The following is a 13,633-nucleotide window of genomic DNA, read 5'->3' as shown; positions in this document are numbered from 1 at the left end:
TATAGTCATAAGGTCAAATAAGGTCAAAAGAATCCAAATCCTAATTGACATTAAATCAAACTGAAGGAGGTTTGATCTTATGCTTTGTGATGAGTGTAAATTAAATCAAGCAGTTGTTGAAATGAATGTAATGATTAATGGACAGCAAAAACATCTTCATCTTTGTGAGGAGTGCTACGCAAAAATGAAAAATAATTTTAATATGCCTTCATTTTTTCAGGGCGGCGGGTCGCCATTTGATGATTTATTCCGCAGCTTTATTCAACCGTCAATGGCCTCCGGTGAAAATAGAGCTCAGGAAAACGGTTTGAATTTTGACGGGATGAACGGAAAGTCAGCGGGAGGTGGCGGCGGTGGTCACCGTCGTGGCGGATTTCTGGATCAAGTCGGAAGAAATCTGACCGAAGCTGCACGACAGGGAAAAATTGATCCGGTCATTGGTCGTGAGCGCGAAGTTCAATTAGTTATTGAAACGCTAAATAGAAGAAATAAAAATAATCCGGTCCTTATCGGAGAGCCAGGTGTTGGTAAGACAGCGATTGCTGAAGGACTCGCTTTAAAGATTACCGAAGGAAAGGTACCTGCAAAGCTGGCAAATAAAGAAATTTATCTGATTGATGTTGCTTCCTTAGTTGCGGGTACAGGAATCAGAGGTCAATTTGAGCAGCGAATGAAACAGTTGATGGCTGAGATTGAAAAGCGGAAGAACTGCATTGTCTTTATCGATGAAGTACACTTGCTCGTCGGAGCCGGGTCTGCAGAAGGCGGATCTATGGATGCAGGAAATATTTTGAAGCCGGCACTTGCTCGTGGCGAATTGCAAATTATCGGCGCGACGACCTTGAATGAATACCGCAAAATTGAAAAAGATGCAGCTTTGGAGCGGCGTTTCCAGCCGGTCATTGTCAATGAGCCGACTCAGGAACAGACCATTCAGATCTTAAAAGGCATTCAATCGAAGTATGAAAAGTACCATCATGTTCGGTATACGGATGAAGCAATCAAGGCATGCGTGGCGCTGTCGGCGCGATACATTCAGGATCGTTTTCTTCCGGATAAAGCAATTGACCTAATGGATGAGTCGGGGTCTAAGGTTAATTTGAATCTTACTCCTGTTGATACAGAGAGTGTTAAGAAGAAAATTGAAGAGATCTCTGCGGCTAAGGCAGAAGCGACAAAAAATGAGCAATTTGAAACTGCTGCACGTCTTCGTGATCAAGAACATGCGTATCAGAAGCAGTTGGAACAGTTGGAGAAAATCAAAGCCAATGGTTCTGAATTGCCCGTTACCGGCAAAGATGCGGTTGTTGATGATGTACTGATTCAGCAAATTGTTGAGACACGTACAGGGATTCCGGTTCGCAAATTGCAGGCTGATGAACAAAACAAAATGCGTAATTTGGCTGACCGCCTCAATGCAAAAGTAATCGGTCAAAGCGAAGCCGTCCAAAAAGTATCACGTGCCATTCGCCGCAATCGCACAGGCTTTCGCAAAACAACACGTCCAATTGGTTCGTTCTTGTTTGTAGGACCAACCGGTGTCGGAAAGACCGAGCTTGCAAAAACGCTTGCTGAAGAAATGTTTGGTGAACGCGATTCAATGATCCGTCTTGATATGAGTGAATACATGGAAAAGCACTCAGTGTCTCGTTTAATCGGAGCACCTCCGGGTTATGTAGGCCATGACGAAGCCGGACAGCTTACTGAGAAAGTTCGTCGCAAACCATACAGCATTATTTTGCTTGATGAGATTGAGAAAGCACATCCGGACGTAATGCACATCTTTCTGCAAATCTTGGATGATGGTCGCTTGACAGACAGCCAGGGAAGAACGGTAAGCTTCAAAGATACGGTTATTATCATGACAAGCAACGCCGGGATAAAGAATAAATCTGCTTCGGTCGGTTTTGGAACAACAAGCAGTCGTGAAGATATGATTAAACAGCTTGAAGATTATTTCCAGCCTGAATTTTTGAACCGTTTGGATGGAATTATCAAATTCAATGCATTGAAAAAAGAAGATTTGCTTTCCATTGTCGATCTAATGTTAGGTGATATCCGCGTGGCAGCTTCTGAACAGGGCATCGAGTTGAGTGTCACGGATGCAGCGAAAAAGAAATTGGCAGAGCTCGGTTACAATCCCGAATTTGGCGCACGACCATTGCGTCGGGTTCTTGAAGAGAAGGTTGAGGATCAAATTTCCGACTTGCTTATTGACCATGGTAATGCGAAGAAAATGAACGTTGATGAGAGTGATGGAGACATCAAAGTAACTGTTGAATAAATCAATTCGAAAAAAGCACTTGCAAAGCAGTGCTTTTTTCTTTTACTGAAGCAAATAGTTTCAATGATAAGAACGCATGAATAAGATTGTAGGATAAGTCAAAGTTTACGAATCAGTTCGTTATTGAAAATTTGACAGGAATCAAAAAAAGTGGCAGAATGACTATACATTATATAGTGAAAAACAATGACAGGAATAAGTAGCGGTCGAAACGGCTATTAAGAGAGCAGGCGGTTTGGTGCGAGCCTTGCAGCAATCGATGCAGCGAATTACCTCCTCGAGTATCTTCTGTGAACATATATTCAATTAGTAGCAGAGGACGGTTGCAGCCGTTATGAGTTAATTAAGTGACTGTTTTTTTATCAGTTAACAAGGATGGTACCGTGCGATCAGCGCTCCTTTTTAAGGAGCGCTTTTTATTTTTTTAACTTTTAGCAGTAACTTTTTTAACATGAAAGAGATTCAATTTAATTAGGAAAGGTTGAACCAATTATGGATATTATTGATGATTTAAAGTATCGAGGTTTAATTAATCAAGTATCGGATGAAACAGCATTGCGTGAGGCATTGAAGAAGCCGCTGACCTTCTATTGCGGTTTTGACCCAACTGCAAACAGTCTGCATGCAGGAAACTTACTCGTCATTGTAATCATGATGCGTCTGCAGAAAGCAGGGCATCATCCAATTGCTGTTGTCGGTGGCGGTACAGGTATGATCGGCGATCCAAGCGGTCGTTCAACGGAAAGGCAGCTGAATACAAAAGAGGTAGTGGACAGCTATGCAGAGAGCTTGAAAGGTCAATTGAATCGTTTTCTACATTTTGATGAAGGAAATGCGACCTTTGTTAATAACGCAGAATGGCTTAATTCATTGTCCGCAATTGAATTTCTACGAGATGTCGGCAAATATTTCACACTGAATTATATGCTGTCCAAAGATTCCGTGCAGACAAGGCTGGAAGCAGGTATTTCGTTTACTGAATTCTCATATATGCTGTTGCAATCTTTTGATTACCTCAACCTTTATGAGAAAAAACATTGCAGAATGCAGGTCGGAGGCAGCGATCAATGGGGCAACATCACTGCCGGTTTGGAATTAATTCGGAAGCGCGGCCATGAAGAACAAGCATTTGCCATGACCTTTCCTTTAATCACAAAGAGCGACGGTACTAAATTCGGCAAATCAATGGGCGGAGCAATCTGGTTGGATCCTGAGCGCACAACCCCGTATGAATGGTACCAATTTTGGTTCAATGCATCAGATGATGATGTCGTTAACTTCTTAAAATATTTTACGTTCTTAACGAAAGCTGAAATTGAAGCATTGGCTAAAGAGGTCAAGGAACACCCGGAAGAACGAAAGGCTCAAAAAACACTTGCTAAAGAAATGACCATTCTGGTCCATGGTGAACATGCATTGCAGCAGGCAGAACACATTTCAAAAGCGCTGTTCAGCGGCGATGTTGCACAACTGAGCGGAGAGGAAATTAAGCAGGGCTTTAAAGATGTACCGACATTTAACGCGACAACCAAAGAGGCGGTCAGGCTGCTTGATTTGCTTGTTGAAGCTGGTGTTGTATCTTCCAAACGTCAAGCACGCGAAGATATTTCTAATGGCGCAATTTATATTAACGGGGTGCGTTGCATGGATTTGAATGCACAGGTGACGAATGATGATCGAATTGACGATGAATATGTTATTGTCCGCCGTGGCAAGAAAAAATACACATTAATACAATTCTAATTTTTTCTAAGTTATGCAAAATAAATTGAAGTTTTAGGACGGGATTGTATCACATGGTATACTAAGTGTAGTTGATACATGCTTTAGAGCTATGGGTATTCAGCTACCAATTCAGATTGCGGTTAAGGAGGGGCTAAATAATGGCTTCAGAAAATGAAAAGTGTACATGCAGCGGTACTGGCATTAAGGAGCTGGTGCTTGGCGGAATTATTGGCGGCGCGATCGGTGCATCTATTGCTTTGCTGTTTGCTCCGAAATCAGGAGCTGAGATGCGCAAGGACCTTTCTGTAAGGGAAATCGTAGACAGCGGTGTTGACAAAGTAAAACAAGCGACAACGAGCCTGCTTCATAAAGATGACGAGCCGTTCAGCTAAGTTAGAATCATTAAGCAAATAATAAAAGAGCTCTTCAAGCAGACAGTGCAAATCTACTTGGAGAGCTCTTTTTAACATGGCCGCTGTTAGGGTTCATACCTTTAATCACTTTTATTAGCTCATTATAATTTAATAAACCGTTTTAACTAGCCGAGGAATCTCTACTAGCAAATAAATCAATTGTTTGCTTCCTATTTTACACAATAGGTCGTTTTGGAGGGAAGTTCCAAACAGTTTAATTGGCCACCGAACACGCAGCCGCCATCTATGCCGATTATATTATTCTTTCCAAAAAAAACGTCGCTCGTTTCGTGAAGATTCAACGTTGGCGTATGCCCGAAAATAACAGTCTTATCCCCCTGATAGCCCTCAAAGAATGGTGTGCGAATCCACAAAAAGGTTGTCTCATCGGTGTCCTTTAACTCTTTTTCAGGATCGACTCCTGCATGAACGAAAAAGTAATGTTCCGTTTCAGCATAAACGTTTAAGTGCTGAATCCATTCTAAATCGTCCTGGAGCTCATCCGGTAGCGAAAGCGTTCCATTCTGAACGTCCTTATAGACATTCTCAATGGATAAACCGTAACTCGACAAGGTTTGTGCGCCGCCATTTGCAGCCCAATGAGAAACAGCTTCAGTGCTTTCCCCGACAAGCGCTTTTTCCATCATATCCTCGTGATTGCCCTTTAGAGTAATCGCACCTTCTTTTTCAAGTTGGCGTGCTTTTTTTATTACTTCTTTTGGATTCTGTCCACGGTCGACATAATCCCCTAACAAGAAGAGCAGATCCTCTTCAAGTGAATAATTAACTTTATCGAGTAACGCATTAAACGCGTCGATCTGACCATGCATATCACTGATTACAAGCAAGCGTTTGACTGTCTGCAAACCAATAACCTCTCTTTCTATAACTATCATAGACAAATTACAATCTATTATGCAAGCTTTGATAGAACCAAAGAGAAATATACCTCATCATCAATAAAAATTGATACCTTTTCATTTTACCAAGTACTCACCTTTCAAAAAGTAAAAAAAAGAAAAGCCCTGTTAAGGGCTCGTTATTTTTTCGTTTGAGTGGAAGAGACACCGTAGTTTGAGTCAGGTGGAATCTTTTGATCAGTATTATAGTTGATTTTTGATACATCAGGTGCAACAAATCCTTTAGGATGATAAAAGCGCAGCAGGTCACCATAAATAACCTTGTCTGAGTAGTCAAGCATCTTTTTAGCCATATCTTCATATGGCTTTCCAAGTGAGTCCTCAACTTTCTTGCCATCGTTATTAGCATAGACATTTCCGCCGACAATTGAATATTTGTTCGTAATGACATCACCATTGCGGAAAGGAATAATTTGACGATGTTGCTTTGAAAAAAGATCTGTTCCAAACTGAATGTAGTTTTTGGTATTAATACCGAGCAGACTCATCAGTGTCGGTCTTACATCAACTTCTCCGCCATAGGTTGAAACTGTACCACCTGCTACCTTAGGAATATGAATAAACAGTGGTACTTTCTGCAACTGAGCGTTATCGAAAGGAGTTATTTCATCTTTGCCTAGTACTTTCGCCATGGCATCGTTATGATTTTCTGAGAGACCATAATGGTCACCATACATAATAATCACCGTGTTATCAAAGAGACCGGCCTTTTTTAAGTCTGTGAAAAATTGCTCAACAGCCTGATCCATGTAATTGGCAGACTGAAAATAATTATTAACAACACTGTCACCAAAGTCTCCAGGCTGAAACGTTGTGTCCTCTTTGTCCATGCCGAACGGGAAGTGATTAGACAGAAGGATTAATTTGCTGTAGAACGGCTGCTTCAGATTCGAAAGATAAGGTATTGTTTCCTTAAGAAACGGTTTATCCTTCATGCCGTAATTCTTTGTGTTTTCAGCACTCATATCATAATACTTAGAATCGAAGAAACGCTCATAACCAAGTGATTTATACATTTGATCACGATTCCAAAATGACTTGACATTACCATGAAATACCGCAGTCTCATAGCCGCGCTGATTCATAATTGCAGGAGCAGCCTGATACGTATTTAGTCCTTTCATCTGGAATACAGGTCCCTGCGAGAGAGGAAAGAGCGAATTTTCCATCATGAATTCAGCGTCGGATGTCTTACCTGAGCCGGTTTGATGATAAAAATTCTTAAAATAGGTGGTGTCATCGGCGCCTGCCGTTAGCTTGTTTAAAAAAGGCGTAACTTCTTGACCATTAGGCATTTTGTAGTTGATGGCAAAGCTCTGCAAAGATTCCAAGGATATATAAATGACATTCATTCCCTTGGCTTTTGCATAATAGTTCGGGTTCGGAGCGGCGAAATTTGATTTGGTGAAATTTTGAATATCATTAATATCGCTGCTGTCTGCCATCGCTCTCTGAGCATTTGAGCGGGCATTCTGAATGGTATCATAGATTGCAAAATTATAAGCGCCTAAATATTTTACAATATAGTTCCGATCAAATGTTCGGCTAAGCAGTTCCGGCCGGTCGGTTTCCGCAAGGCTTAAGTTAACAATGAAAACCATGACTGCGGAAACAAAGACAGTAAAGATTGCGCGAATGTTCCATCGCTCAGCAGACGGGCGAGCGATTCTAAAGAGAACGAGACTAAGAACAATTAAAGTATCGATGAAAAATAAAACGTCGTATCCATTCATCAACGACGCAATGCTTCCTCCTAAGTCACCGGCATTGCCCGTTGATTGAGTCATCGTAGAGAATGTAATGAAATCACTAAAGAAGCGGTAGTAAACAATGTTTGCATACAGCCAGAATGATAGGACAAAATTAATAATGATTAGCAGCCATTGCTGCAAGCGTCCCTTAAAAATAATAGCGATACCAAAAAATAAAAGTGCAGAACTTACCGGATTTAGAAAGAGCAGAAATTGCTGCATCTTATCGTTGACACCGAGGTTAAACTGAGTTAAGTAGACAAAGTAAGTTTTTAGCCAAAATAGGATGACTGTGAGCAAGAAGAATGCATATTTTTTTGTTAGTATACGTTGTCCGCCAGTAAATAATTGCTTCACGTTTGTTCAACCTCCTGAAATCAAGGTAAATGATTCAACTAAGGTACTATTCACATCTAAATTTAAAATCGTTATAGTCCCAAATTATATCATACGGATTAATATGAAGTTATATTAAAAATGTGTAAAAAAAAATACACGGAAAACCTTCAATAATTTTATATCATTTTAATTTAAAGTCAAGAAATGTATGCACTAAATCCTGTACCATTATTTAAATTTCAAAAGAAGAACTTGTCCAACAGCGAAATTAACATTTTATATAGGAAAGAAGTGGAATTTTGTCATAATCTTGGATTAAAAAAATCAATCCGGAACATCAGATTGATGTGTGTTGTTTGGTTGATGGATGCCGTTAACCTTTATGTGGTTATCGTGCTTCACGAAGCCGTTTTAATTTCTGCTCATTTTTTCCAACATTTTTCAGCAGTGAAGGATATCGAACCATTAGCATCGTGTAACGACCAAATAAAAATCCAGAGATAAATATGAAGTAAATAATAAAGCTCGAAGAACCATTTAATGAAGGAGTCATTGACAAGTAATGGATTGATAGGGATTTGAGCGCAAAACGAATGGGTATTGACAGCGACCAAGTTAATACCGACATGATGGATCCAGAAAGATACCATGCGCCGTCATGATTTAAAAGCGGGGTAAAACGACCTTGGATCAATCCGAGCCCGAATGAAAAACACAAAGTTGTAACGATCATGATCCAGTCAATGAGCGGCAATGGCTGCATAGTGGAAAGTGCACAAACCGCGCAAAATAACAATGCCAGTGGTTGCCGATAAAGACGGCCGGTTAATGGTTTTTCTCTAAACTGGTTGTAGAGAACAGTTGTCAGCAAAACCGAACCAAAGATAAGAAACATGGCATTTACCTCCGCTCATTTTGTTCTACTTAGTTAATGTATGTCACGTTCAAATTGTCCTATTCCTTTCATTTGTTGTCCCAATAAATTCTTTTTCTGAAAAATTTATTTAAATGACAAATTTATTACAAAGGAAAAATGATTTAATTCGTGGGATATCGAGCTAATGTTACAATTATATTTCATTTCGACATATAAGCTTAATATCAGTTTGAAAAGGTAGGGTGCTATAATTAAAAAGTCGATAAAGAGAAAATAATAGAACCTAATAAAATGTACGGTAAAAAAAGAGAATGATTGTTTTGGGGAGGAACTAGGCCGATCATGAAAATGAATAAGAAAAAAGCAACCGTGACACTGGCACTGACGTTCGGACTGACATATACTTCGATTGCTCCATCAGTTACATACGCTTCACCATCATTAAGTGATATTAATAACAAAACTTCTGCTCAAAAATCACTGAGAGATCAGCTGACTAAGCAGCAGCAAGCCATTCAGAATGAACTTGCCGAGATGAATAAGAAACAGTTGAAACTGACAAGCGAAATCAGTGATGGACAGGCACAGATTAATCAAAATAATGATCAGATTAGTGCCTTGAAAGCTGAAATAACTGAAATCAATAAACGAATTGAAAAACGAAAAGCACTGTTAAATGATCGTTTAGTTTCGATCTATAAGAATGGCGGATCTGTAAATTACTTAGATGTCTTACTGGGTTCCAAAAATTTCGGGGATTTTATTGACCGTACCTTTGCACTAACAACGATTACGAACCAGGATCAAAAAATTATTACTGATCAAAAGAATGATCAAGTCGCTGTGAAAACAAAGAAAGCAAGTGTTGAGAGAAAACAAGCAGCCAATGTTGCACGTTTGGAAAAGCTGAAGAATACGTTAACTGAAGTTGTTGCACTTCAGGAAAAGAAGAAAATTGCTTCTAAGGCATTGGATCAAAAGCAAGCCAGTGTATCAGCTCAACTCGCTTCTTTAGCAAGTGCTGCAGAAGACCTGAAACGTGCATCGATCAAACCGGTTTCTTATAATCCATCCAGTGAATCTACTGATTCGAACAGTTCAAGCAGCTCAAGTAACTCAAGCAGTTCAACAGCTAGTGATTCTTCATCAAATAGTAGCAGTTCATCAAATGATTCAGCACAGTCTCAGCCTGTTAGTCTGTCAGCATCCGTTGCGACAGGGGGCATTTCCGGTATCCTTGGTTATGGCAATCGATTTATTGGCAGGTCGACTTACGTATTTGGTGCTTCCAATCCTGCAGCTGGTCAGTTTGACTGCTCTGGCTTCGTTCATGCTGCATTTGCGGCAAATGGCATTGGAGTCGGTCGATCAACAGGTGCACTGGTAAGTCAAGGCAGTGCGGTAAGCTTTGCCTCTGCACGTCCTGGTGATCTCGTATTCTTCGATACATATAAAACGAATGGTCATGTTGGTATTTATCTAGGTGGCGGACGCTTCATTGGTTCCCAGAGCAGCACCGGCGTTGCCATTGTAAGCATGGACAACTCATACTGGAAATCACATTTCCGCGGTGTAGTTCGTAGAATCCTTAACTAATTCATTCCCAAATATAAAATTTTTAAAACACAAGCTTAGTTGCTTGTGTTTTTTAATTTGTCATAAAATCAGCGAAATATAACAAATATGACAGCTGTCATAAAAGAAATATGATATGTGAGACTATGCGTGCTGCAAATCATTGGCTATTCTTTTTGTAGTGGTATTATTTCAATAATAAAGAAGGCTGAATGATGAACACTTTTCCGCTGGTTAAACATTTTTTGCGTGTCATGATGTATTACAAAATTAATTTGATCTTTACCCTCGGAGTGCCAATTGGATCAATCATTTATACGATGCGTCCCTTTATCTTCCATACGTCGGATCAGCAGATTGTCCAGAATCATGTGTTTTACTGGATTAGCTACATGGTTGTTCTTTATGCCATAATTAACAGCGGCCCTTCATTAGTTGTTCTAAGAGAAGATCAATTTCTAAAAATGTTTCTATTCATTTCAGGGAATGTCTGCTCGATCATTTATGCCAAATACATATCACAATTTATTTTACTCACTCTATCCGTTCTAATCTTGGATATTCTTAGCTGTTTTTTATTCGATCTGCCAATAATAAAACTGTTGATTCAATCCTTTCTGCTGATTATTCTAAGCAGTCCGCCAATATTTTTTCTCTTTCTTTTCTTTGCAGCTCTACGCTTGCGACAGGAAACAATGATCCCGTTAACTAATATACTGATTTTCTGCTTTATTTTCATGTCGGTCAATCAAATAAATCGTGTTTTATCATTCATCAACCCCATTGATTATGCCTTTCAGATCGCAAGATTTTTGTTTGATGGAACATCTATCCATGGGTTTCAGATTTGGTTTTCGATCACAATAACTTGTTTCTATTTGTTTATTGGTTTATTTTCTTTAAAAAAAATACAGTTCTTACCGATTTTTAGAAATTGAGGTGAAACGCATGAAAATAGAACATTTGAATTTTAGGTATCGGCAAAATGATCGCTTAATTTTTGACGATCTATCATTTAATCTCGTGCAAGGGAAGACGCATTTTTTACTTGGAATGAATGGAGAAGGAAAATCGACTCTTCTTGATGCCTTCGCAGGTTTGCTCAATGTTGATGCGGCTATTCTGAATCCAATCCAAAGAAATGAAATACTCTATCAGATCCAAGGAGTTCCTATTCTAAGCACGATAAAAGGTAAAGATCTTGCTGAATTGATTTTATGCGGGAGCGGTCAATACAGGAGTGGGGATTTATCACCAGAGATGTGTAGCGAACTTTTTGATGATCCGAGTGCATTAAGAAAAATCACCTATTTGTGGGATATGCAATATGGCAAGATGTCCCCTGGAGAGCGTCGCTGGCTGACTATCGTTCTGTATTGTCTGATTGATAAATCCTTGTATCTTTTTGATGAGCCAACCGCAGGTGTTGATCTCTATTCCGGAATGCAAATCGCACAGTCGATTCGTCGATTGCAGGAGAGGAGAGGAAAGACAGTGGTTTATGCCACCCATCAGCTTCAAGATCTTAAATGGTTTGAAGATTACCAGGTGCATGTTCTAGATAAAGGAAAAATCATCATTGACGAAAATGAACGGCATTGGATACAAGCGTGCAGAGAAAATAAAATGCCTATTTGCGTGCGTATTATCGATGAATGGGAAATGTCATGAGATTAAGCTTCAGTTTTTTTGAAAATAATCGAATTTTTATTTAACTTGTTTACTGACTTTTTATTAACATGTATTCTAAAGAAAAGCCGCTTAGAGAGAGGGCGCGAAGATTGAAAATATTTCCAAAAGCGACAGGCCCATATCCCTATCTTTGGATACTGATTATTTTTCCTCAATTCTTTATTAATGTTTGGCAGGCCGATCATTTATCGGAAAAAGTGATTGGGTTGATTGCAGGACTTGTACTGCTTTATGTCTTTCGGCAGATGTACTGGCTTGAGTACACGACGCTACTTGTCCATTTTTTATTAGGTGTCGCTGCACTCGTCGTTGCCTCAGTAACTCTCGATTCTGCCATAATGCTCCTTTACGGCATTAGTTTTGTTTTTCTTTTCGGTTATATTGAACGTGTGAGAGACTTGGCGATTGGAATTGCGGGACTAGCCGCGGCTTACCTGTCGGTGTCGCAAATCATTGATGGTTGGCCGTTAGCTTTTATTTATCATGATCAGGTCTTTTTTTTCCTATTAGAAGCTGCCATTCCGATCGCAATTTTTCTTCACGAGCGAACAAAAAATTTGCATCATCAGCTTGCCCAGGCGAATGAACAGATTGTTGCCTTGGTTAAGGAACAAGAGCGTGGACGTCTTGCACGTGATCTTCATGATACACTGGGGCACACGTTGACGATGATTATTCTTAAAAGCGAGCTTGCCTTTCGATTGATTGATAAGGATGCGGGTCGTGCCAAATCAGAGATCGGAGAAATAGAACGAATTACTCGATCGGCTTTGGGACAAACGCGGGAGATTGTTGCGTCCATTCGTCATCATTCGCTAGCAGAGGAACTAAATGAAACGAAGTATTTTCTTGAAACAAAAGGCATTTCAGTGATTATTCATAATCCGGAAAAATGGCCGCGGCTTCAGGCAGCCGATGAGACAATGCTGAGCCTTGCGTTCCGTGAAGCAATCACTAATGTCGTCAGGCACAGTGCTGCCAAGCATTGCATCATTCAGGCGGCGATTGATGGTCATAAATTAATTCTTGAGGTTATTGATGACGGGATCGGCATTCGAAACAAGGATACAAGAGGAAACGGCTTGCACACAATGCAAGAACGAATGCATTTGATTGGGGGAGCAGTGGATGTGCGGACAAAAGATAAAGGAACGCTCCTTCGTTTTTCTCTGCCGTTAAATGAACAAAAGGTGGTTGAAGAAAAATGAAATTATTAATCGCTGAGGATCAAGGAATGCTTCGTGGCGCGCTTGCTCAGTTGCTCGAAATGGAAAAGGATTTTGAGGTTGTGGGCCAGACAGGTAATGGCAGAGAAGCATTTGAGCTCGTTCGACGGTTGAGCCCGGATCTTATGATTGCAGATATCGAAATGCCGGAGATGACTGGACTCGAGATTGCCGAAAAACTTAAGGATGCGGATACGCCGTGCAAAACAGTCATTGTGACGACATTCGCACGCCCAGGTTACCTTGAACGCGCAATGAAAGCTGGGGTAGCAGGATACATATTAAAGGATGAACCGATTAATGAGCTTATTGCGCATTTGAGGCTCATAAACGATGGAGGCAGGTTTATTAGTCCTGAACTGGCGACAGCTTTTTATTTTTCCGATACAAATCCATTAACGAATCGTGAACAAGAGGTCCTGTGTCAAGCCTTCTCCGGTTACGAAACGAAGCAGATTGCAAGCATACTTCATTTATCAGGCGGAACCGTCCGCAACTATTTATCAACCGCCATTCAGAAGCTTAACGCGCATTCGAGGCAGGAGGCTGCCAAAAAAGCGAAAGAAAATGGCTGGATTTGAATGCAAAAATCAAAGAAACCAGTGCAAAACAGGTTGAACTTATAGTCACCTTTTCTCTTTTTTTAATTATATTGCTCTTTTAAAATGTTAGCGAACCTTAACATGTAGCGGATTAACTGCGTTCTTTATAATTTCATATATCCATTAGGTACTTCACAGTGATGATGAAAACAGATCTGAGTTTTTGTCGAAAAATGTGCAAAGGCCGCTGCAGAAGTGGACATGACCGAATAGGATATAGAAAAATAGA

General features: G+C 40.1%; 11 protein-coding genes and 1 other annotated feature. Of the genes, 8 read left to right on the top strand and 3 right to left on the bottom strand.

Going from position 1 to position 13,633, the window contains the following annotated elements:
• Window positions 1-79 precede the first annotated feature (79 nt).
• From AC1MBV_RS02900 to AC1MBV_RS02890, 3 genes are all read left to right on the top strand, one after another.
• Window positions 80-2,284, top strand: a complete 2,205-nt coding sequence (locus AC1MBV_RS02900; protein ID WP_255746043.1) for an ATP-dependent Clp protease ATP-binding subunit — start codon at window positions 80-82, stop codon at window positions 2,282-2,284.
• A 177-nt stretch (window positions 2,285-2,461) separates the two neighbouring features.
• Window positions 2,462-2,687: a binding site (T-box leader), on the top strand.
• An 89-nt stretch (window positions 2,688-2,776) separates the two neighbouring features.
• Window positions 2,777-4,027: a tyrosine--tRNA ligase gene (gene tyrS, locus AC1MBV_RS02895; RefSeq protein WP_255746045.1), complete on the top strand. Its 1,251-nt coding sequence runs from the start codon at window positions 2,777-2,779 to the stop codon at window positions 4,025-4,027.
• A 140-nt stretch (window positions 4,028-4,167) separates the two neighbouring features.
• Window positions 4,168-4,401 carry a YtxH domain-containing protein gene (locus AC1MBV_RS02890; RefSeq protein ID WP_255746048.1) on the top strand — a complete coding sequence of 78 codons (234 nt, stop codon included), beginning with the start codon at window positions 4,168-4,170 and terminating at the stop codon, window positions 4,399-4,401.
• Between the two features lie 191 nt (window positions 4,402-4,592).
• On the opposite strand, the gene AC1MBV_RS02885 is transcribed toward AC1MBV_RS02890, so the two are convergent.
• The 3 genes from AC1MBV_RS02885 to AC1MBV_RS02875 form a co-directional block, all read right to left on the bottom strand.
• Window positions 4,593-5,288 (bottom strand): metallophosphoesterase family protein, encoded by a 696-nt coding sequence (locus AC1MBV_RS02885; protein ID WP_255746051.1) that lies wholly within the window; start codon window positions 5,286-5,288, stop codon window positions 4,593-4,595.
• Window positions 5,289-5,461: 173 nt separating this feature from the next.
• A complete protein-coding gene (gene ltaS / locus AC1MBV_RS02880) occupies window positions 5,462-7,450 on the bottom strand; it encodes a lipoteichoic acid synthase (protein ID WP_480947484.1) in 1,989 nt (662 codons plus the stop codon).
• 370 nt (window positions 7,451-7,820) lie between these two features.
• Window positions 7,821-8,327, bottom strand: coding sequence for a hypothetical protein (locus tag AC1MBV_RS02875; RefSeq protein ID WP_255746055.1), 507 nt, complete (start codon window positions 8,325-8,327; stop codon window positions 7,821-7,823).
• Window positions 8,328-8,657: 330 nt separating this feature from the next.
• On the opposite strand from AC1MBV_RS02875, the gene AC1MBV_RS02870 reads away from it, so the two are divergent.
• The 5 genes from AC1MBV_RS02870 to AC1MBV_RS02850 all read left to right on the top strand — a co-directional run bounded on the left by AC1MBV_RS02870 (window position 8,658) and on the right by AC1MBV_RS02850 (window position 13,383).
• Window positions 8,658-9,905 (top strand): coiled-coil domain-containing protein, encoded by a 1,248-nt coding sequence (locus tag AC1MBV_RS02870; RefSeq protein ID WP_480947483.1) that lies wholly within the window; start codon window positions 8,658-8,660, stop codon window positions 9,903-9,905.
• Between the two features lie 194 nt (window positions 9,906-10,099).
• Window positions 10,100-10,822, top strand: coding sequence for a hypothetical protein (locus AC1MBV_RS02865; protein WP_480947482.1), 723 nt, complete (start codon window positions 10,100-10,102; stop codon window positions 10,820-10,822).
• Window positions 10,823-10,832: 10 nt separating this feature from the next.
• The gene (locus tag AC1MBV_RS02860) at window positions 10,833-11,555 is read left to right on the top strand and encodes an ATP-binding cassette domain-containing protein (RefSeq protein ID WP_255746061.1); all 723 of its coding nucleotides are present in this window, start codon (window positions 10,833-10,835) and stop codon (window positions 11,553-11,555) included.
• Between the two features lie 110 nt (window positions 11,556-11,665).
• Window positions 11,666-12,784, top strand: coding sequence for a sensor histidine kinase (locus AC1MBV_RS02855; protein WP_255746062.1), 1,119 nt, complete (start codon window positions 11,666-11,668; stop codon window positions 12,782-12,784).
• The gene (locus AC1MBV_RS02850; RefSeq protein ID WP_255746063.1) at window positions 12,781-13,383 is read left to right on the top strand and encodes a response regulator transcription factor; all 603 of its coding nucleotides are present in this window, start codon (window positions 12,781-12,783) and stop codon (window positions 13,381-13,383) included. The genes AC1MBV_RS02855 and AC1MBV_RS02850 overlap by 4 nt, the downstream gene beginning before the upstream one ends.
• Window positions 13,384-13,633 lie beyond the last annotated feature (250 nt).

The sequence above is a fragment of the Sporolactobacillus sp. PKPK-6 genome (genome assembly GCF_056678885.1).
This window is presented reverse-complemented; position numbering and strand designations above follow the sequence as displayed.

Bases quoted from the DNA above. Each gene is read 5' to 3' on its own strand.
- AC1MBV_RS02900 (WP_255746043.1), top strand. From the start codon at position 80: ATGCTTTGTGATGAGTGTAAATTAAATCAAGCAGTTGTTGAAATGAAT.
- tyrS (WP_255746045.1), top strand. From the start codon at position 2,777: ATGGATATTATTGATGATTTAAAGTATCGAGGTTTAATTAATCAAGTA.
- AC1MBV_RS02890 (WP_255746048.1), top strand. From the start codon at position 4,168: ATGGCTTCAGAAAATGAAAAGTGTACATGCAGCGGTACTGGCATTAAG.
- AC1MBV_RS02875 (WP_255746055.1), bottom strand. From the start codon at position 8,327: ATGTTTCTTATCTTTGGTTCGGTTTTGCTGACAACTGTTCTCTACAAC.
- AC1MBV_RS02870 (WP_480947483.1), top strand. From the start codon at position 8,658: ATGAATAAGAAAAAAGCAACCGTGACACTGGCACTGACGTTCGGACTG.
- AC1MBV_RS02865 (WP_480947482.1), top strand. From the start codon at position 10,100: ATGAACACTTTTCCGCTGGTTAAACATTTTTTGCGTGTCATGATGTAT.
- AC1MBV_RS02860 (WP_255746061.1), top strand. From the start codon at position 10,833: ATGAAAATAGAACATTTGAATTTTAGGTATCGGCAAAATGATCGCTTA.
- AC1MBV_RS02850 (WP_255746063.1), top strand. From the start codon at position 12,781: ATGAAATTATTAATCGCTGAGGATCAAGGAATGCTTCGTGGCGCGCTT.